Source organism: Nonomuraea sp. NPDC023979 (genome assembly GCF_040639085.1).
In the GTDB taxonomy this organism is placed as follows: Bacteria; Actinomycetota; Actinomycetes; order Streptosporangiales; family Streptosporangiaceae; genus Nonomuraea; species Nonomuraea ceibae.
Genome location: NZ_JBEZZG010000055.1, coordinates 17,460 through 36,728 on the forward strand (window position 1 = coordinate 17,460; position 19,269 = coordinate 36,728).

Consider the following 19,269-nt stretch of genomic DNA (forward strand, 5'->3'; position numbering starts at 1 on the left):
TCCGCGACGGCGGCCCGCCCCCGGCGGCCCGTCTCAGGCGGCCGTCTCAGGTGGCGGCCTCGTTGAGCGGGCGCCCGTACGTCTCGGGCGCCAGGAACGCCGACGCCACCACCCCCACGCCGCAGAACGCCCCCAGCAGCACCATCGTCAGCGAGATCCCCGCCCCGTCGAGCAGCGACGGCACCACGAACGTGCCCAGCACGGCGCCGATGCGGCTGGCCGCCACCCCGATCCCGAACGCGGTCGCCCGGATCTCGGTCGGGAAGATCTCGTTGGGGTAGATCCACTGCAGGATCGTGGGGCCGCCGATGGCCAGCGCGTAGACGCCGGCGAGCAGCAGGATGACGGGCGGCGGCGCCTGCGCGAGCACGCCGAGCAGCACCAGGCAGCCCGAGGCCACCGCCATCGGCCAGATGAGCAGCGTCCTGCGTCTCATCCGGTCGGCGACCAGGGTCGCCACCACGCAGCCCAGCAGCAGCAGCCCCCCGACGGCGACGCTGGAGGCGCGGTCGTCGCTGATGCGCAGCGCCTGGAGGATCTGCGGCGCGAAGGCGTAGATCGCGTACAGCGGCGTCACCGAGCACGTCCAGAACAGCGCCACGAACACGGTGCGGCGCAGGTACACGCCCTGGAAGACGGTGCGGAACCGGGTGGGCGCCCGCCGCTCGCCGACGCCGTCGAGATCGGCCGACTCGCCGTAGACGCGGCGGGTGACGGCCAGCGCCTCGCCGCCGCGGCCCTTGGTGATCAGCCAGCGCGGGGACTCGGGCGTGCCGATGCGCAGCACGAACAGCACCGCCGCCACCAGCGCCGGCGACATGAGCAGCCACCGCCACGCGTCCGGCCCGAACCCCATCACCCACAGGCCGAGCAGGTACGCCAGCGCGTTGCCCGCCGACCACATGACTGTCTGCAGGCCGATGAGCGTGGCCCGCGACCGGCGCGGGGCGAACTCGGCCAGCAGCGAGGTGGCGATGGGGTAGTCGGCGCCGATGGCGACCCCGAGCAGCAGGCGCAGCACGAGCAGCTGCTCGGGCCCGGTGACGAAGAACTGCGCCCCGGAGAAGATCGCGATGGCCGCGATGTCCAGGGTGTACATGAGCTTGCGGCCCACGAGGTCGGTGACGTACCCGAAGACGAACCCGCCGGCGAACAGGCCGAGCAGCGCGGAGGCGGCCAGCGCGCCCTGCCACAGCTCGTCGAGCCGCCATTCGGCGGTCATCGGAGGCAGCGCGAGCCCGATGACGCCGAGCGCGAGGCCGTCGAGTAACGGCCCGCCGGAGCAGAACAGGGCCAGCCTGCGGTGGAAGGGCGTCATGGGGGCGTCGTCGATGACGTTCGCCGCCCGGGTCTCGTTCGTGGTCATGGGCTGCTCCGATCGGAGTGGGCCGCGTTCCTGTTCCTGGCGGCGTTGGCGTACCAGAACAGGGCGGCCAGCACGAGGCCGAGCGCGGCGAGCGAGACGAAGGGGTTGTCCAGCACCCGGATCGGCAGATCCCAGCCCATCGACCTGGGCAGCGCGGCGGAGAGCCCGACCAGGGCCTCGCCGGTGATGAGCCCCGAGCAGACCAGCACCGCCCGGTCGTGCGCGACGTCCTCGGCGCCGGGCTCGCCCGACCGCCGGCCGGCCCGTTCGAGCGCGTGGGCCAGCAGCCCGCCGACGAGCAGCGGCAGCGACAGGCTGAGCGGCAGGTAGATGCCGATCGCGATCGGCATCACGTAGATGACGGCCCCGCCGGTCACGCGGCGCAGCACCTGGTCCAGGACGATCAGCGCGACGCCGATCCCCGCGCCGGTCCACAGCATCCCCATCGGGACCGAGCCCCGGGTGAAGACCGCGTCGGCGAGGTTGGCGAAGATCACCGCCTGGGGCGCCTTGAGCGTGTCGCTGCCCTCCCCGCCGATGCCGTACCCGGCCAGCAGCAGGACCACGATGGGGGCGACGACGAAGGCGAACACCCCGACGCCGAACAGCTGCGCGAGCTGCACCCGGCGCGGCGTGCCGCCGAGGATCGCGCCGGTCTTGACGTGCTGCGCGGTGTCGCCCGCCGTCGCCGTGGCGGTGCAGACGAACACCGCGATGAGCAGCACGCACAGCACCACGCGCGAGTCGGCGCCGGCCCGCAGCAGCGTGAAGATCAGGGACGCGGCCAGGAACCCGCAGATCGCCAGCCCCGAGATCGGGTTGTTGGAGTTGCCGACGAAACCGACCACGTAGCCGGACACCGCCGAGAAGAAGAACACCAGGACGACGGCGACCACGGCCGACAGCGCCGCCAGCGCGACCGAGCCGACCATGGACCACACGAAGGCGAAGATGCCGAGCCCGGCCAGCGCGACGCCGCCGACGACCCAGCGCATGCCCAGGTCGGTGTCGGTCCGCTCGGTGGCGGCCCGCCGGCCGGGGCGCAGCCCGGCGAACGCGGTCCTGGCGCCCCGGGCGATCGACGTCCGGGCCTGGACGATCGACCAGCAGCCGCCGACGATCATCGCGCCGATGCCCAGGTAGCGGATGTGGGAGGCCCAGGTGTCCCAGGCGAGCGTCACCAGCGACCCGCCCGCGGCCGGCACGTCCGCCAGGAGCGGGATGGCGACCAGCCAGGACAGCACGCCCCCGGCCACGATCATCACCGTGAAGCGCAGCTTGACGATGAGACCGACGCCGACCAGCGCCAGCGAGATGTCCATGCCGCCGTAGAACACCCTGCCGCCGATCGCGACGGCGCCCTCGACCGTGCCCGAGATCACCTGGACGACGCTGGACAGGACCTTGAACACGGCGCCGGCCAGCACCGCGAGCCCCGCCGGCAGCAGGGTGCCCCGCCCGTCCTCCCCGGCCTCGGCGATCTTGGCGGCGGCCACGCTCTCCGGATAGGTCAGCTCGGGCGACTCCACCGTGAGCGAGCGGCGCAGCGGGATCATGAACAGGACCCCGAGCAGGCCGCCCAGCGCCGCCGCGAGGCTGACCTCCCAGTAGTCCAGGTCCTGCCTGACCCCGGCGAGCACCAGCGCGGGCAGGGTGAAGGCGACGCCCACCGCCAGCGCCTCGCCGGAGGAGGCGATGGTCTGCGCCAGGTTGTTCTCCAGCACGGTCGCCCGTTTCGCCCGGACGCGGATCAGCCCGGTGCAGATCAGCGCCGCGGGGATGGCCGCCGAGATGGCCAGCCCCGAGTACAGCGCCAGGTAGGTGATGGCCGCCGTCATGACGAAGCCGACAGCGAATCCGATCCCGACGGACCGTACGGACAGCTCCGAACGCTCGCCCAGCTCCTTCACGCGCATCCTTTCGTGGTGCTTGAACAGATCCGTGCTGCCGAACCGCCGGCGCGGTTCCTACTCGACCTTCAGGCGCACCAGCTCGTGCACCGCCTCGGCGTCGCGTTCGAGCTGCGCCCGGTCCTCGTGGACCAGCCGCACCAGGCCCCACGCAGACCCCAGGTCCACCGTGACCGGCCAGTAGCCGCCCTCCTCGGCGATCAGCCGCACGCCGTCGTACGACTCCAGCCGGCTGACCTCCTCCAGCCCCTCGAACCCGCTCACCCGGCCGGCGCGGTCGTTGATCAGGCAGCACATGTTGTAGTGCCGGTGGAAGACGTGCGGCTCGGCGTTGTCGTACTCGCCCAGGAAGATCTGGATGTTGTCGCGGTACCAGCTGCGGCCGGTGCACTTCTCGGCCATCAGCGGGGTGCCCGCGCCCGGCAGCCGGTTGTTGATCTCCAGGGCGCGCGGCCCCCGCGAGGTGAGCTTGTACTCGGTGTCGTTGATCCCGTAACGCACGTCGACCGCCGTGTTGAGATCCTGGATGTACGGCAGCGCCTCCAGCACCCCGGGATCGTCCAGCGGCAGCGACCGGAAGTTCCGGTAGACGCTGGGGCGCCCTTCCCGCTGCAGCTTGTCGTACTTGGCGGCCGAGACCAGCAGGCCCCGCCCGCCGTTGTGCAGCAGGTTCATGAAGTACTCGTCGCCGTCCAGGTACTCCTCGGCCAGCACCGAGCCGAAGCGCCTGTCGTACAGGTCGGGCAGGCTCGTGATCGCCGCGAACGCCTTGGCGACCTCCCGCTCGTCGGTGCAGACGAAGACGTTCGACGCGCCGGTGGAGGCGTTCGGCTTGAGCACCACGGGATACCCCTGGCGCTCGGACCACTCCACCACGGACTCCACCCGGTCGGACTCGTGGAAGGCCGCGCACGGCAGCCCGTGCGCGTTCCAGCGCTCCTTCATCGCGCGCTTGTTCACCCGGGCCGCCAGGCTCTCGACCGGGTTGCCGATCAGGCCGAGCTCGCCGGCGAGCAGATCGGTGATGTCGAGCGCGACCTGGGTGCCGGGGATGACGGCGGCGACCTGGCGGGAGGCCAGCAACGCCACCGTCTCCCCGATCGAGCGGTGCTCGTGGATCTCGTCGTAGTCGTCGGGCTGGAAGGTCTGCACGACGTACGAGGCGGTGTACTCCTGGCTCAGCACGGCGATCACGGACAGGCCGAGGGCCTTGCCGGCCTCCCCGTACGACGCCCCGCTCGCCACCGGGTCGACGACCGCTATCGTCCGGCGGTGTCCCGTCATCCCATGACCTCCTTGTTGTGACACGAACGCTGGTGACAGGAGCCCGTCAGGACACGAACTCGAAGTAGCCGTTGGGGGAGTAGTCGTAGCCGACCCGCTTGAACCGCTCCGCGGGCATCGGGAACCCGGCCTCCAGATACCGTTCGAGGAAGTAGGCGCCCTCGCGCGAGTCGATGCCGATGCTCTTGGCGAGCGTGTCGTCCTCGACGTCCTGGGCGCGGGCGTACTCCACGAGCGTGTTCTTCATGCCGCTGCCGTCCGGCATGCGGATCTTGGGGCGGTTCGTGATGTACGCCGGCAGCCGGTCCTTGAAGGCCTCGCGCAGCAGCCACTTGTCCACGCCGCCGCGCAGCTTCATCTCCATCGGCACGCTGTAGGCGAACTCCAGCAGGTGGCGGTCCATGAACGGCACCCGGGTCTCGACCGAGTTCATCATGCTCGACCGGTCGACCCGCTGCAGGTCCGTACGGTGCAGGTTCGCCACCCGGTAGCGCATCAGGTCCACCGGGTCGTGGTGGTGCCGGAACAGGTCGTACCCGGCCATGACCTCGTCGCTGCCCTCACCGCACAGGGCGAGCTTGAAGCCGTGCCGCTTGGCCAGCTCGAAGGCGAAGTAGCCGACGCAGGTGTCCATGACGTCGATGGCCTCGAAGAACTCCGCGCCGTAGACGATGTCGGGGATGATGTCGACCAGCGCGTCCCGGTTGAGGTGCGCCACCACGTGCGGGATGTCGTGCTCCTGGCAGTAGCGCCGGGCGACCTCGATGTCGGCGGCCCCCTCGAACCCGATCGTCAGCGCCGTGACCGCCGGGTGGTGCAGGCGGGCGCTGGCCAGCACGGCCGCGCTGTCGATCCCGCCGCTGAAGGTGACCGCGACCGGCAGGTCGGTGTCGACCTGCCGGCTGACCGCGTCGTCGAACAGCTCCCGGTAGCGCGCCACCATGTCCCGCTCGGGCAGGTCGCACGGCGTGTCGTCGAGCTCGTGGTAGCGCGTGACCCCCCGCTCGGTGAGGTAGCTGCCCGGCGGCAGCGTCCGGATCTCCCCGGGCACCCCGAGCAGGCACTTCTGCTCGGAGGCGAACCGGTACACGCCGTCCGACACCACGTAGTAGAGCGGCTTCATGCCGACGTGGTCGCGGGCCGCCAGGAAGGTGCGCCGCTCGCTGTCGAAGACCACGAACGCGAACATGCCGTTGAACCTGCCGAGCATGTCCGGGCCCCACTCGGCGTAGGCCTGCGCGATCACCTCGGTGTCCGAGGTGGTCCTGAAGCGGTGCCCGAGCCGCTCCAGCTCGCGCCGCACGTCCTGGAAGCCGTACAGCTCGCCGTTGTAGGCGACCCAGATCCGGCCGTGCTGGTCCGACTGGGGCTGCTGGGCGTGCTCGCGGTCCACGATGGCCAGCCGGTTGGCGCCGAGGGCGGCGCCCACCTCCGAGCGCCGCTCGGCGAAGCACTCCGGGTCGCCGCGGTGCCAGATCTTCGCCAGCATCGCGATGAGCTCACGGTCGCGCGCCGCCAGCCGATGGGCGTCCTCGGCGACGACCCGGGGGTCGATGATCGCTGCGATTCCGCACAAGGTGATCTCCTCCTCCGTTACGCGTCGACCGTCGCGCCGAGGCGCTGCAGGTCATCGAAGAACCGGGGGTACGTCTGCGCCACGTACTGCGGGTCCTTGATCGTCAGCCCGGTACGGCTGCGCAGCGCGACCACGCTCATCGCCATGACCACGGCGTGGTCGTAGTGGCTGTCCACGGTGACGCCGCCGGGCACGCCGGCCGGCGAGCCGTGCACGATCAGCTCGTCCCGCTTCTCGTCGCAGGCGATGCCCGCCCGCTCCAGCTCCCGGCGGAAGTCGCTGATGCGGTCGCACTCCTTGTAGCGGATGTGCTCGATGTTGTAGAAGCGGCTCGTGCCGTCGGCGTGGGCGGCCAGCGCCGCCAGCGGCAGCACGGCGTCCGGCGCCAGCGAGCCGTCGAAGTCCAGCGGCCGCAGCTCGCCGCCGCCCTGCACGCGCAGCGTCGAGTCCTCCTCGGTGACGCTGACGCCGATGTCGCGCAGGTAGGCCAGCACCCCGTCGAGCTCCTCGAGCCGGTGGTGCCGCAGCTCCACCGTCGAGTCGACGCAGGCGGCCACGGCGAGCAGCGCCGCGGTGCTGGCCGGGTCGCTGCCGCAGACGTAGTGCGCCGGCTGGTAGGCGGTGGCGGCCGGCACCCGGTAGCTCATCATGTCCTCGCTCGCGGCGACCTCGACCCCGGCCGAGCCGAGCACCGTCAGCGTGGTCCGCACCATCGCCTTGGCCTTGAGCTCGTCCGGGACGCGCACCGACAGGGCGTCGTCGAGGAGCCCGCCGAGGAAGAGCAGGCCGCTGAGGAACTGGGAGCTGCGCCGGCCGGAGATCTCCACCTCGCCGCCGTGCGCGGCCGAGCCGTCGAGCGTGATCGGCAGGGTGCCCTCCTCGCCCGCCTCGACCACGACGCCGAGCGCCCGCAGCGCGTCGACCATCTCCTGGTTGGCCCGGCGGCCGAGGGAGTCGAGGTACGGCGTCATGAACGTGATGCCGCGGTTGCGCGCGGCGGCGCCCATGAGCAGGCGCAGCACGATGCCGGAGTTGCCGGGGGAGAGGGTCACGCCGTCGTGGAACCTGCCGGGGCCCTCCACCTGGAGGCGGCCGGGCTCGACGTGCGTCAGGCGCGCGCCGAGCTCCTGGCAGCACTCCATCATCGCCTTGACGTTGTTGCTGGAGGCGACGTTGTCGATGACGCTCGTGCCGGGGGCGAGGGACGCGGCGAGCACGGCCCTGGCCGAATAGCTCTTGGAGGCCGGCGGGACGACTTCGCCCTTGAGCACCTTGGCCGGGTGGACGTGAAGCTGCTTGTACTGGAGGAAATCCATGGTCCTTCTCAACTCGTCTTCGACGGATCCGTCGTGAGCCCGGCGGCCGGCGCCTGGGTGCGGCCGGCCGCCCGGGGTGATCTGGCGGTTCTGCTGGAGCTAGTTGGCGACCTGCACCCGCGTGTGGCCGGTGACGACGCGCACGCCCAGGCCCTCCATGACCTCCAGGTAGTCGGGGAAGCTCGCGTGCAGGTGCTGCACTCCCTCGATGGACGTCGGCCGCCGCGCGCCGAGCGCGGCGGTGGCCAGGCTCAGGAAGATGCGGTGGTCACCGTGGCTGTCGACGGTGACGCCGCCGGCCGGCGCCTGCCGCCCGGCGGTGGCGAACCCGTCCACCTCGCCGTCGGCGCCGTACGTGGGCTCGATCGCGCAGCCCATCCGGCGCAGCTCCCCGATCATCACCGAGATGCGCGGGCACTTGTGGTTGTTGACCTGAGCCGCGTTGCGCAGCGTCACCTTGGCCTCGACGAACGGCGCGATCGCCGCGAGGGTGGGGACGACGGTCGGGATGTTGCCGCCGTCGATCTCTATCGAGGCCGAGCCGGGCGAGGTGCGCCGCAGCCGCAGCTCGCCGCTCACCCTGTCGTGCTCGGCACGCACGCCCAGCGCCTCCAGCACCTCGAAGAACTCGGCCTCCGAGCTGAGCGAGGAGCGCTGGTAGCCGGCGACGGCGATCTCGCCGTGGTCGGCCGTGGCCACCGCGCCGGCCAGGTAGGACAGGGCGGTGAAGTCGGAGGCCACCCGGTGGATGCGCGACTGGTAGGCCGACGGGGTGATCGTGAACGACCGCCCGTCCTGCTCCACGACCGCGCCCTGCTCCCGCATCATCTGCAGGGTCAGGTCCACGTACCCCTGCCCGACCGGGTCGTCGGTGCAGTCCACCCGGATCGCGCGGCGGGCCAGCGGCGCGACCAGCAGCACCGCCGTCAGCACCTGCGAGCTGTGCCGAGTGTCGACGGTGGTCCGGCCGCCGAGCCGGCGGCTGCCGTGGATGCGCACGCGCAGCCGCCGGGAGTCGCTGACGTCCTCGAACCGGCCGCCGAGGTCGCCGATGAACCCCATGTGCTCGCGCACCGGGCGGGCGAACATCGAGGTGTCGCCCTCGATGACGGTCTCGTGGCTGGACAGGCAGGCCAGCGCGGCGAGCGTACGGAAGTTGAAGGCCGAGCCCGCCACGGGCACCGGCGCCCGGCCCGCCCGCAGCGACCGGCCGACCCCCGACACGATCAGCTTGCCCGCCTCGTCGTGCAGCACGTCGAGGCCGAACTGCCGGGCCGCCGTGAACAGCTTCTCCGCCTCCGAGCTCCACGCCGGGTTCACGATGATGCTCGGCGCGTTGGTCAGCAGGCCGAGCAGAATGGCGCGCTGCATGTGCGGCTTCGAGTACGGCAGGCGCCCGGTCCCGCCGATGCCGCGTCGTGCCGGATGTATTTCCACCAGGCGCATCGTCGCGCTTCCCTCTTTTCCGGTCATCATGATTCCGCGGTGCCCGGTAGTATCGCGGTCGCGGTGATTTCGACGAGGAACTCCGGCTTCACCAGGGCGACGGCCACCGTGGTGTTCACCGGCGTGATGTGCCCGAAGTACTTCTGGAACGCCCGGGCATAATCGTCGAAATGGGCGAAGTCGGTGAGGTGCGTGGTGGTGCTCACGACGTCCTCGAGCTCCGCGCCGAGGCGGCGCAGCGAAGTCTGAATTTTCTCGATGATGAATTCCGTCTGGGCGAACGCGTCGTGGCCGACCGCGTTTCCCTCCCCGTCGGCGGCGACGGTTCCCGCGATGAACACCTGGTTTCCGATGCGGACGCCGCGGGAGTATCCCATCTGCGGTTCCCAGGGCGACGCGCTGAAGATGATCTTCTTCTCGGACTGCCGGTCCGCTGCTGCTGTTGCGGTGTTTTCCATGCTCAACCGTCTGACTTCCCTTGTGAGGTGGTGTTTTCGGGCATGCGTGGGCCCGAGATCGGATAATGCGCGGTGAAAACTGAGTAACGGCAGGCTCGCGCCGCCGCCGCGCAAAAGAGAAGTGTTTCCGGCGAAATGGGTTCCCTACGTCATGGGAGCAATTCCGGAGCCCCCCGGCTCCACCCGTCGCCGTGTGGCGCGATCATGCAAAGGAAGATCGCTGGTATTTCCCCCGATGTGCCTCCAGTACCTTGCCGCCCGCTTTCCTTTGGCTACATAAGTACATGCGGAGACATGAGTCAAGGGTCACTCTTCCGGCTTTTGCCCGGCTCAACATCGACATCGGGGCGGAGTGGCGAGAAAGCGCATGTGGAAGGGCGGTCCGGCACCCGGTTTCGCCGGAGGAGAATGATTTCGGACGGTGACTTACCGGGAAAAGACTCGTCCGGACCGCCCGTGTCGGATCGGCAGTCAGGCCGGGAGACGGCGAGAATATTTCTTATAATCTTCCGCCGGCGGCCACCTCCGATCCTCCGGACGATCGGACACGTCACCGCGGCAGGGCCGCGCCGGTCCCCGCCGGGCGGGGTATGCCGGGAGTGACCCGCTCGGGACCAATGGCCGGACCTTCCGGGACTTCCTCCTCCTGTGCCGTGCGGGCCGCCGGGGCGAGGCTGGCGGCGAGAGCCGGCAGGCAGTGAGGAGACGTGAGATGGCCGATCGGATCGTGGTGGGCGTGGACGGGTCCGCGCCGGCGGCCGCGGCGGTGGAATGGGCGGCGGCCGACGCCCAGCGGCGCGGGCTGGACCTGCGGATCGTGCACGTGTGCGGGCACGAGACGGACGCCGGAGAGACGCTGGAGATCGCCGCCGACCGGGCGCTCGCGCTGACCCGCGACGTCGAGGTGACCACCGAGTCGCTGCCCGGGCACGCGGCCGACCGGCTCATCGGCGAATCCGCGACGGCCGACAGCCTGGTGCTCGGCAGCCGCGGGCTCGGCGGGTTCACCCGGCTGCTGGTCGGCTCGGTGAGCGTCGCCGTGGCCGGGCACGCCGCCGGGCCGGTCGTCGTCGTCCGCGCCCCGCGCGTGGTCGAGCACGGCAGGGTCGTGGTCGGCTACGACGGCTCGGAGCACTCACACGCCGCCATGGAGTACGCCGTCCAGCAGGCGCGCGCCCGCCAGGCCCAGCTGCACGTGGTCACGTCCTGGCAGATGCCGCCGTTCTTCTCCTCGCACGCCGTCGCGTACACCGGCCTGATCGAGGAGGCGATGGAGGACGAGATGCGCATGGCGCGCGAGCGCGTGACGCCCTGGCGGCTGGCCAACCCCGGCCTCGTCATCACCGACGAGCAGTCGCGCATCCACCCGATCTCCGCCCTCGTCGAGGCGGCCGAGTCGGCCGACCTGGTCGTGGTGGGCTCGCGCGGGCGGGGCGGCTTCGCCTCGGCGCTGCTCGGCTCGGTCAGCCACGGCGTGCTCCACCACGCGCCGTGCCCGGTCGCCGTGGTCCGGCCGCGCCCATGAGCCCCGTCGCGCTCGTGCTCTACGAGTCCCGGTACGGCAGCACGCGGCTGATCGCCGAAGCGGTGGCGGAGGGCCTGGCCACCCGGATGCCGGCCGAGGCGCGCGAGGCCGCCGCCACGCCCGCCCGCCTGGGGGAGGACGTCACGCTCCTGGTGATGGGCGCGCCGACGCACGCCTCCCCGATGAGCCGGGCGCCCGTCCCGCGGGGCGGGGGCGTGCGGGAATGGCTGGCCGCGCTCGACCCGCCGCCGGCCACGCTCGGCTCGGCCGCCTTCGACACCCGCGTGGGCAGGCCCCGCCTGCCCGGCTCGGCCGCCCGCGCGCTGACCAGATCGCTGCGGCGGCTCGGCGTCAGGTCCGTCGCCCCGGCGCGGAGCTTCGCCGTCACCGCCGCCCAGGGCCCGCCGGCCGAGGGCGAGCTGGACCGTGCCAGGCGATGGGGTGAGACCCTCGCCGCCCGGCACCTACCGGCGGAGCAGGACGCCGCGACCGCCTCCGTGCGCGGCTGAGCCCCCGCTACAGCAGCGTGGTCATCGCCGCGATCACGAAGATCAGCGCGATCGGCCCCAGCACCGCCGACGACACCACGATCGCCCGGTGGCCGGGCAGCAGCCGGGCCAGCGCGTGCGACGCCGCCTGCCGCACCGTCCCCGCGCCCGGCAGCACGAACAGCCCCAGCGTGAACACGGCCGCCGCCAGCGGCTCCACGTGGCTGGTGCTCAACCGGCCGGTCCAGTGCAGGAAACTGGAGGCGGCGATGCCGAGCGCCAGCGACAGCACGACGTGGCCCACCGTCACGAGCACGACCCTGGACAGCGTCCGGCGGTGCTCGCCCAGGAAGTACGCCCCGGCCCGCAGCGCCACGGACAGCGCCGCCGCGGTCAGCCCGACGCCGACCGGCTTGAGCACGGTCAGCGCCATCAGCGTCACCAGGACGAGCACCCCGGAGAAGTCGCTGCCGGCCAGGAACCGCCGCAGGTCGAAGGGCTCCCGGGGCGGCGACGGGCGCTCGGGCTCCGGCCGCTCGGCATGCACCGTCGGCGCGGGCGCGGCCACGGGGCCGGCCGGCGCGTACCGGACCGGCGGGAGCAGGTCGGAGACCGTGTCCAAGGCCCGCGTACGGTCCGCCCGCACGGGCTCCGGGCTTACGGGCTCCGGGCTTGGAGGCACCGGGCGCACCGGCTCCGCGCGCCCGCCCGGGTCGAGCGCCCCGGCCATTCGCAGCAGCTCCCGCGCGCTGGGCCGCGCCGCCGGATCGACCTGGAGCGCCCGGCTCAGCCAGCCCCGCAGCCACGCCGGGGCCCGGTCGATCTGCGCCCGGCCTTCCAGCGTGTTGAAGCAGACCGCCTCGAACGTCCCCGTCCCGAACGGCGGCAGCCCCGTAGCGGCGAAGAACACCGTCGAGGCCAGCGCGTGCACGTCGGCCGCCGGCGTGATCACCGAGCCCCGGATGATCTCCGGAGCCAGGTATCCGGGCGTGCCGACGAACATCCCGGACTGCGTCAGCCGGGCCGCGTTCACCAGGTGGGCGATGCCGAAGTCGATCACCAGCGGCTCGTCCCCGACCAGCATGACGTTGGACGGCTTGAGGTCGCGGTGGATGACGCCGGCCTCGTGGATGTCCACCAGCGCCTGGCACAGCTTCCTGGCCAGCGCGACGACCTCACCGGCCCCCAGCGGGCCCCGGTCCAGGATCGTCGCCTCCAGCGTGCGCCCCGGGGCGAACCGCGTCACCACGTACGGGGTGCCGCCCGTCAGCTCCGCGTCGAGCGTCTCGGCCACGTACCGGCTGCGCACCCGCCGCATGGTCTCCACCTCGCGGACCAGCCGGTCGCGCGCCTTCAGGTCGGCCGCCACGTGCGGGTGCAACACCTTGATCGCGACTTGCCGGCCCGCGCCGTCGAGTCCGAGATGGACGACTCCCATGCCGCCCTCGCCGATCTTCTCGATCAGCCGGTACGGGCCCAGATGCTCCTGCGTCCGCGTGCTCATTCCCGACGTCTTCCTCCTTGCTCCGGCAGCGCCCCCGCCTTGGACATTAAGCGACGACCGGCGCCGGCGCGGCGTCTAGGCGACGTCGGGCCGGGTCATCAGCGGTGATCGCACGTGCACCTCAAGGCTAGGGCCGGTCAGGGGGACGATGTTCCACGCCGCCACCGCCGTCCGCGCGACGGCGTCCACCACCAGCCTGACCCGGTGCGGCGTGGTGATGACATAGACGTCGGCGACGAACGTGTCGCCCTGCCAGGCGGCGGACGCCACGACGGGACGGCCGAGCGGCGCGCTCTCCCGCCACCCGCCGTGCCCGGCCTCGACGACGAGGGAAGCCCCGAGCCGCAGGAGCCACCCGCCGTCCACCGGCTCCGCCGCCACCGTGCTCCCCTCGGGCAGCGGCGACCCCTCGGCGCAGGCGTCGAGCCGCGCCTCGACCGGACGCCCCGGCTCGGCGGTCCCCGGCACCGGCGCGAACGACAGCCCCCGCAGCCGCGCGGCCAGCTCCTCGTCGTCCCCGGCGCTGTCGGCGCGGTCCAGGCCGGGCAGCAGGCACTCCCAGATCGCGTCGAGCACGCCCTGCTCCTGGTGGTGGGCGCCGGTCAGGACGACCACCAGATCGTGCGACGGGGCGACCACGAACTGCTGCCCGAAGGAGCCGACGCCGTGGAAGCCGTGCGGCGACGTCCAGAACTGGTAGCCGTAACCGTCCAGGAAGTCGGCGTCCCCCGGCATGTCCTCGGGCGGCAGCGGGTCGGCGTGCCGCCTGGTGGCCAGCTCGATCCAGGCGGCGGGGACGAGCCGCCGGTCCCCGCGGACGCCGCCGCGCAGCAGCAGCTCGGCGAAGGCGGCGACGGCCTCGGTGGTCAGGTGCAGGCCGTGGAAGCCGAACGCGGCGCCGCTCGCCACCCGGTCCCACTCGGCGTGATCGACGCCCATCGGCTCGAACAGGCGCTCGTCGAGCAGCTCCGGCAGGCCGAGTCCGGTGACCCGCTCGACCATCCGGGCCAGCACGTACGTGGTCGCGTTGTCGTAGGTGTGCCGGGTCCCCTCGGGGTCGGTGAACGGGATGCGCAGGAAGCCCTTCACCAGGTCGCCCGGTTCGAGCCGCCAGGCCTCGCCGAGGCTGTCCGTGCGGTAGCCGGCCGTCATGGACAGCAGGTGGTGGACGGTGAGGCGGCGCGCCTGCGCCGAGACGCCCGCCGGGACGTGGTCGGGCAGCACGTCCACCACCCGATCGTCGAGCGAGAGCAGCCCGTCGGCGATCGCGAGCCCCACGGCGACCGAGGTGAACGACTTGGTCACCGAGTACAGGAGGTGCGGGCGCCCGGCCGAGTAGGGCGCCCACCAGCCTTCGGCGACGACGTGACCGTGGCGGACGACCATGATCGAGTGGCACTCGACGGACCGCTCCCCGAGCCGGTCCAGCAGCGCGGCGACGGCGCGCGACGACACCCCCGAGGCGGCCGGTGTCGAGCGCGGCAGCAGTGCGCGGTGAGAAGGCATCCCGGCACCGTAACAAAGCCACCGAAACCGCCCCACCGATTTAAGGGCGGGCCCGGACTCGGGCGCGACGTACGCGCCGGGGCCGCGCCCGCCCGGCATGCCTGCGCCCGGCCGTAGCATGGGGGCGTGCGGACGTTCATGCACGGGCCGGCGGCGTGGGGGGTCGAGAGCCCGCGGCGGCCCAGCCGGGTGGCCGGCGTCACCATGGCCGGGTTCCGCGTCCGTGACCTGGACACGCTCCGGATGGTGCCGCACCCGGCCGTGACGGTGGTCCTGAACTTCGGCGACGGCTCGCCCGTCCTCGACGGCGCCCCCGGGCACGGGCGCGGCGGCAGCATCGTCGCCGGGCCCGGCCTCGGTGCCGCGGGCGCGGTCCGGGTGCGCGGGGAGAACGTCGCGTGCGTCCAGGTGCGCCTGTCCCCGGTGGCCGCGGGCGCGGTCCTGGGCGTCTCCCCGGCCGAGCTCGACGGCGCCGTCGTGCCGCTGGACGACCTGTGGGGCGCGGAGGCGTCACGCATCCGCGAGCGGCTGGGCGAGGCTGCCTCGTGGCAGGAACGCTTCGCGCTGACGGACGAGCTGCTCGCCCGCCGCGACGGCGCCGGGCCGCCCGTGGACCCGGAGGTCGCCTGGGCCTGGCACCGGATCGCCGCCGGCCGCGGCCGGGCCCGGGTCGACGGGCTCGCGGTCGAGGTCGGGTGGAGCCGCAAACGGCTCTGGTCCCGGTTCCGGTCGCAGCTCGGGCTGCCGCCCAAGCAGGCGGCGAAGCTGGTCCGCTTCGACCACGCCGCCCACCGCCTGGTCGCGGGGGAGAGCCCGGCCCAGGTCGCGGCCGACGCCGGCTACGTCGACCAGTCCCACCTGCACCGCGACGTCCTCGCCTACACCGGGGCCACCCCCGCGACCGTGGCCGGCGAGGCGTTCCTGGCCGTGGACGACCTCGCCTGGCCCGGCCACGCGGCGCCCCGGCCGCCCGCGCTCACCCGGGCGGCACGACGAGGCCCGCCGGGTCGAGCGGGGCCTTGAGCCACTTCCGCTCGTGCGCCAGGTCCGCCAGCCGCCGCAGCTCCTCCAGGTCCGGCGTGGCGGGATAGACGCCCTGCCTGATCCGCAGGGCGGCCGGCTCGGTGATGCGGATGTAGTGCGGCAGGATCGCCGCGACCTGCCCGGGGTCCTCCGCGATCAGGCGGTGCGCCCGGGCGAGCGCGCGCCGGAACGCGGCCAGCGTGGCCGGGTTGCGCCGCACCCAGTCGTCGCCGGCCATCCACCCGGCCACGTGCAGCCCCGCGAACGCGCCGGTCATCGGGTCCGCCAGCACCCGCGTACGCCGCTGCGCGACCCCCTGGGAGACGAACGGCTCCACCAGCAGAGCCGCCGCGAACCGGCCCTTCTCCAGCCCGCCGATCAGCTCGGGCAGCGGGGTCTCCACCAGGACGACGTCGCTCCGCCTCAGCCCGGCGCGCTCCAGCGTGGCCTCCAGCGCCAGCTCCTCGACGCTCCTCAGCCCGGCGACGCCGATCCTCCTGCCCTTGAGCCCGGCCACGGACCTGATGCGGGACCCGGCACCGACCACGAGCGCGGTGGTCCCCGGCCGCGCCTGGTGGAGGCTGCCGACGATCTTCAGGGGGTGGCCGTTCTCGGCCGCCATCAGCGTCGCGAGATAGTCGGTCTGCGCGAGGTCCAGATCGCCGGCGCTCACCCGGGGCAGACCCGCGGCGGCGGCGGGGATCACGTGCGGCTCCACCGTCAGCCCCTCCTGCCGGAAGAACCCCTTGGCGTTCGCCACGTACAGCGGCGCCGCCGCCGCGCTCGCCACCACCCCGACCCGGAGCGTGCTCCGCTCGGGCGGGGGCGCCGGCGCGGCGGGCTCCTGCCGCGCGCCGGGCAGCGCGCGGACGCCGACGGTCGCGGCGAGCACCGTGACGACGACCACGGCCGCCGCGGTGAGCGCCACCAGGTTGCGCCGCCTGCGCCGGTGGATCTCGATGGCCCGGGCGGCCAGATCCCGGTCCGGCATGTCCTCCGCGATACGCCCGAGAGCGTCTCCCAGCCAGGTCATCGGCGCGCCTCCCTCATGTCGGCCGGATCGTCCAGAACGGGCAGGCGCGAGGCCAGCTCGGGCGCCAGCGCGCGCAGCCGGGCCAGGGCGTGATGCGTCTGGCTCTTCACCGTGCCGACCGAACAGCCCATCAGCCCGGCGACGTCACGTTCGGTGCGGTCCTCGTAGAAGCGCAGCACGATCACCGCGCGCTGCTTGGGGGTCAGCCGCATCAGCGCCTGGCGCAGCACGATCCGCAGGACTGTGGAGTCCTCCGTCGAATAGCCCCGCTCGGGCGGCTCCGGGCTCAGCACCTCACCGGTGACGCGCCGCCGCCGCCACGAGATGTACTGGTTCACCAGGGCCTTGCGGGCGTACGCGTCGGGCCGGTCCATCCGGCGTAACCTCGGCCAGCGCCCGACCATCCGCACCAGCACGCTCTGCAGCAGGTCCTCGGCGAGATGCACCTCACCGGTCAGCAGGTATGCCAGACGCATCAACGGGCGCTGGTGAGCATCGACGAACGCCCGGAAACTGGCATCGCGATCCACGTCTCTCCTCAACTCGGTCACCCCCCAAACGCCGCGAACCCCCCGAAAGGTTGGCACCGGACCCCGGACCCGGTTCGACACCCAGATGTCGGCTGCCGTTCACGAGGGGCGGCCATCGGCCGGAAACCAAGATCGGATAGCCTCCAGAAGTCAAGATCACTTCTGAAGGGACGAAGCATTGCCCCAGGCATGGAAACTCAGGCTGGCCACTCTCGGCGCGGCGTTCGCGCTGCCGCTGGCGGTGATCGCGGTCCCCGCCCAGGCGGCGGAGCCGGCGCCGCTGCTCACGCCGGGCGAGCCGCAGGCCGGAGCCGAGGACCGCTACATCGTGGTCATGAAGCCCGAGAAGGCACGCTCGCGCGACTTACGCTCCTCGCTGGAACGTGACACCGTGGTGAACGGCGGCCGGGTCACCCGCCGCTACGGCAAGGCGCTGGCCGGGTTCGCGGCAGTCCTGCCCGGCAAGGCGCTGGCCGCGGTACGGGCGCACGCGGCCGTCGCCTACGTCGAGCGGGACTCCGTCATCACCGGCAGCACCGTGCAGCCCAACCCGCCGAGCTGGGGCCTCGACCGCGTCGACCAGCGCGCCCTGCCGCTCGACAACAGCTACACCTACAACGCCACCGGCGCGGGCGTCACCGCGTTCATCGTCGACAGCGGCATCCGCACCACGCACACCGAGTTCGGCGGGCGGGCGTCCTTCGGCGCCAACTTCGTCGCCGACGGCACCACCGAGGACTGCCACGGCCACGGCACGCACGTCGCGGGCACGGTCGGCGGCGCCACGTACGGCGTGGCCAAGGCCGTCAACCTGGTGGCGGTGCGCGTGCTCAACTGCAACAACAGCGGCCTGACCAGCGACCTGGTCGCCGCGATGGACTGGGTCGCGGCCAACCACCCGCCGCGCTCGGTGGCCAACTTCAGCCTCCAGGGCTACGGCACGGCCAGCAACGACGCCGCCGAAGGGCTGATCGACTCGGGCGTGCAGACCGTGTTCATCGCCAACAACTACAACACCGACGCCTGCACCAACGCGCCGCGCTCGCCGCGCGGGGTCGTGGTCGGCGCGACGACCATCCTGGACGAGAAGGCGAGCTTCTCCTCCTTCGGGCCGTGCGTGGACGTGTTCGCGCCCGGCACGGCGATCACCTCCTCGGTCAGCACCAGCGACACCGCCTCGGGCGCCTGGTCGGGCACGTCCATGGCCGCCCCGCACGTCACCGGCTGGATCGCCCGCCACCTCCAGGAGAACCCCGCCGCCACGATGGCCGACAGCAAGGCGGCCATCATCAGCAGCTCCACCAAGGACGTGCTGACCGGCATCGGCGAGGGCTCGCCCAACCGGCTGCTGTACGCCGCCCCCGGCCCCGCGCCGGACGACACGGTCGCGCCCAGCACGCCCGGCACCCCGGTCGCGAGCGGCCTGACCGCGCGCGGCGTCACGCTCACCTGGACGGCCTCCACCGACAACGTCGGCGTCGCCGGGTACGACCTCCACACCGGCGCGGGCCAGCCCGTCGGCTCCTACACCGGCACCGTCGCCCAGCTCGGCGACCTCGCCCCGGACACCACCTACACCTACTACGTCCGGGCCCGGGATGCGGCGGGCAACCTGTCGGCCCCGTCCGGCACGGTCACGGTCACCACCCCGCCCGACGCGGCGGCCGGTTCCTGCAAGGTGACCTACCGCATCACCTCGCAGTGGGACAACCAGTTCAACGCCGAGGTGACCTTCACCAACACCGGCCAGACCGCGGTCGACGGCTGGACCATCGGCTGGTCCTACCCGGCCGGCCAGCAGGTGATCAGCGGCTGGAACGCCACCTTCGCCCAGACCGGCACCGCCGTCACCGCGGCGAGCCTCGACTGGAACCGCGGCGTCGCGCCCGGCGCGTCCGTCTCGGCTGGGTTCAGCGGCAGCCACACCGGGTCCAACCCGGCGCCGGCGGCCTTCACCGTCAACGGCTCGCCCTGCACCACGAGCTGACGCAGACCGCGCGGAGGCGGAGGCGTCCCCCCGCCTCCGCGCGGCACCCCACCCCACGGGGGCCCACACCGGGCTGAAGGGGTGAGGGGCGCTCCCGGGCCGCCGGAGGCTCAGGCCGTCTTGGCGGCGGCCCTGTCACGGGTCGCCCAGAGGTGGACGAGCGCGCCGGCGAACAGCACGATCGAGGTCCACTGGTTGATCCGCAGCCCCAGGAGCGTCACCGCGTGGTCGACCCCGCCCACCGGGTCGATGCGCAGCCCCTCGATCCAGAACCGCCCGAGCGTGTAACCCGCCACGTAGAGGGCGAACAGCCGCCC

The 19,269-nt window shown here is 72.7% G+C and carries 16 protein-coding genes; 4 read left to right on the forward strand and 12 right to left on the reverse strand.

The window, feature by feature from the left end; translation table 11 throughout:
- Positions 1-46: 46 nt before the first annotated feature.
- From AB0G11_RS47020 to AB0G11_RS47050, 7 genes are all read right to left on the reverse strand, one after another.
- Positions 47-1,366, reverse strand: a complete 1,320-nt coding sequence (locus AB0G11_RS47020; RefSeq protein ID WP_357593629.1) for an MFS transporter — start codon at positions 1,364-1,366, stop codon at positions 47-49.
- The gene (locus AB0G11_RS47025; protein WP_219511025.1) at positions 1,363-3,282 is read right to left on the reverse strand and encodes an oligopeptide transporter, OPT family; all 1,920 of its coding nucleotides are present in this window, start codon (positions 3,280-3,282) and stop codon (positions 1,363-1,365) included. The genes AB0G11_RS47020 and AB0G11_RS47025 overlap by 4 nt, the downstream gene beginning before the upstream one ends.
- Positions 3,283-3,333: 51 nt before the next feature.
- On the reverse strand, positions 3,334-4,560 hold the full coding sequence (locus tag AB0G11_RS47030; RefSeq protein WP_219511028.1) for an ATP-grasp domain-containing protein: 1,227 nt from the start codon (positions 4,558-4,560) through the stop codon (positions 3,334-3,336).
- Positions 4,561-4,606: 46 nt separating this feature from the next.
- Positions 4,607-6,136, reverse strand: coding sequence for an asparagine synthase (glutamine-hydrolyzing) (asnB, locus tag AB0G11_RS47035; protein ID WP_357593631.1), 1,530 nt, complete (start codon positions 6,134-6,136; stop codon positions 4,607-4,609).
- Between the two features lie 17 nt (positions 6,137-6,153).
- The gene (aroA, locus tag AB0G11_RS47040; RefSeq protein ID WP_219511033.1) at positions 6,154-7,452 is read right to left on the reverse strand and encodes a 3-phosphoshikimate 1-carboxyvinyltransferase; all 1,299 of its coding nucleotides are present in this window, start codon (positions 7,450-7,452) and stop codon (positions 6,154-6,156) included.
- 99 nt (positions 7,453-7,551) lie between these two features.
- On the reverse strand, positions 7,552-8,928 hold the full coding sequence (locus AB0G11_RS47045) for a hypothetical protein (RefSeq protein ID WP_357593633.1): 1,377 nt from the start codon (positions 8,926-8,928) through the stop codon (positions 7,552-7,554).
- Complete coding sequence (locus AB0G11_RS47050) at positions 8,925-9,356, reverse strand: RidA family protein (RefSeq protein ID WP_357593635.1); 432 nt, start codon at positions 9,354-9,356, stop codon at positions 8,925-8,927. Before AB0G11_RS47050 ends, AB0G11_RS47045 begins: the two co-directional genes overlap by 4 nt.
- Positions 9,357-10,068: 712 nt before the next feature.
- Here AB0G11_RS47050 and AB0G11_RS47055 point away from each other — a divergent pair.
- Positions 10,069-10,881, forward strand: a complete 813-nt coding sequence (locus AB0G11_RS47055; protein WP_357593637.1) for a universal stress protein — start codon at positions 10,069-10,071, stop codon at positions 10,879-10,881.
- On the forward strand, positions 10,878-11,390 hold the full coding sequence (locus AB0G11_RS47060) for a flavodoxin (RefSeq protein ID WP_357593639.1): 513 nt from the start codon (positions 10,878-10,880) through the stop codon (positions 11,388-11,390). The genes AB0G11_RS47055 and AB0G11_RS47060 overlap by 4 nt, the downstream gene beginning before the upstream one ends.
- Positions 11,391-11,397: 7 nt before the next feature.
- Here AB0G11_RS47060 and AB0G11_RS47065 read toward each other — a convergent pair whose 3' ends face one another.
- Positions 11,398-12,873: a serine/threonine-protein kinase gene (locus AB0G11_RS47065; RefSeq protein ID WP_357593641.1), complete on the reverse strand. Its 1,476-nt coding sequence runs from the start codon at positions 12,871-12,873 to the stop codon at positions 11,398-11,400.
- Between the two features lie 75 nt (positions 12,874-12,948).
- A complete protein-coding gene (locus AB0G11_RS47070; RefSeq protein ID WP_357593643.1) occupies positions 12,949-14,379 on the reverse strand; it encodes a serine hydrolase domain-containing protein in 1,431 nt (476 codons plus the stop codon).
- A gap of 126 nt (positions 14,380-14,505) precedes the next feature.
- Between AB0G11_RS47070 and AB0G11_RS47075 the strand changes: the two genes are divergently transcribed.
- Positions 14,506-15,402, forward strand: coding sequence for a helix-turn-helix domain-containing protein (locus tag AB0G11_RS47075; protein ID WP_357593645.1), 897 nt, complete (start codon positions 14,506-14,508; stop codon positions 15,400-15,402).
- Here the strand turns inward: AB0G11_RS47075 and AB0G11_RS47080 are convergent.
- Both AB0G11_RS47080 and AB0G11_RS47085 read right to left on the reverse strand, forming a co-directional pair.
- Entirely contained in the window at positions 15,356-16,435 is a 1,080-nt protein-coding gene (locus AB0G11_RS47080; RefSeq protein WP_357593647.1) for an ABC transporter substrate-binding protein, read from the reverse strand. The genes AB0G11_RS47075 and AB0G11_RS47080 overlap by 47 nt on opposite strands.
- Positions 16,432-16,965, reverse strand: coding sequence for a SigE family RNA polymerase sigma factor (locus AB0G11_RS47085; RefSeq protein WP_219520041.1), 534 nt, complete (start codon positions 16,963-16,965; stop codon positions 16,432-16,434). Before AB0G11_RS47085 ends, AB0G11_RS47080 begins: the two co-directional genes overlap by 4 nt.
- Positions 16,966-17,143: 178 nt before the next feature.
- Here AB0G11_RS47085 and AB0G11_RS47090 point away from each other — a divergent pair, with 178 nt between their 5' ends.
- The gene (locus tag AB0G11_RS47090) at positions 17,144-18,952 is read left to right on the forward strand and encodes a cellulose binding domain-containing protein (protein WP_357593649.1); all 1,809 of its coding nucleotides are present in this window, start codon (positions 17,144-17,146) and stop codon (positions 18,950-18,952) included.
- Positions 18,953-19,062: 110 nt separating this feature from the next.
- On the opposite strand, the gene AB0G11_RS47095 is transcribed toward AB0G11_RS47090, so the two are convergent.
- Positions 19,063-19,269, reverse strand: a 207-nt coding sequence (locus AB0G11_RS47095; RefSeq protein WP_357593651.1) for a prolipoprotein diacylglyceryl transferase family protein, incomplete at its 5' end; no start/stop codon positions are given.

What these genes read in the sequence shown, in the direction of transcription:
- AB0G11_RS47020 (WP_357593629.1), bottom strand. Translation starts at nt 1,366, where the DNA reads ATGACCACGAACGAGACCCGGGCGGCGAACGTCATCGACGACGCCCCC.
- AB0G11_RS47025 (WP_219511025.1), bottom strand. Translation starts at nt 3,282, where the DNA reads ATGCGCGTGAAGGAGCTGGGCGAGCGTTCGGAGCTGTCCGTACGGTCC.
- AB0G11_RS47030 (WP_219511028.1), bottom strand. Translation starts at nt 4,560, where the DNA reads ATGACGGGACACCGCCGGACGATAGCGGTCGTCGACCCGGTGGCGAGC.
- aroA (WP_219511033.1), bottom strand. Translation starts at nt 7,452, where the DNA reads ATGGATTTCCTCCAGTACAAGCAGCTTCACGTCCACCCGGCCAAGGTG.
- AB0G11_RS47045 (WP_357593633.1), bottom strand. Translation starts at nt 8,928, where the DNA reads ATGATGACCGGAAAAGAGGGAAGCGCGACGATGCGCCTGGTGGAAATA.
- AB0G11_RS47050 (WP_357593635.1), bottom strand. Translation starts at nt 9,356, where the DNA reads ATGGAAAACACCGCAACAGCAGCAGCGGACCGGCAGTCCGAGAAGAAG.
- AB0G11_RS47055 (WP_357593637.1), top strand. Translation starts at nt 10,069, where the DNA reads ATGGCCGATCGGATCGTGGTGGGCGTGGACGGGTCCGCGCCGGCGGCC.
- AB0G11_RS47060 (WP_357593639.1), top strand. Translation starts at nt 10,878, where the DNA reads ATGAGCCCCGTCGCGCTCGTGCTCTACGAGTCCCGGTACGGCAGCACG.
- AB0G11_RS47065 (WP_357593641.1), bottom strand. Translation starts at nt 12,873, where the DNA reads ATGAGCACGCGGACGCAGGAGCATCTGGGCCCGTACCGGCTGATCGAG.
- AB0G11_RS47070 (WP_357593643.1), bottom strand. Translation starts at nt 14,379, where the DNA reads ATGCCTTCTCACCGCGCACTGCTGCCGCGCTCGACACCGGCCGCCTCG.
- AB0G11_RS47080 (WP_357593647.1), bottom strand. Translation starts at nt 16,435, where the DNA reads ATGACCTGGCTGGGAGACGCTCTCGGGCGTATCGCGGAGGACATGCCG.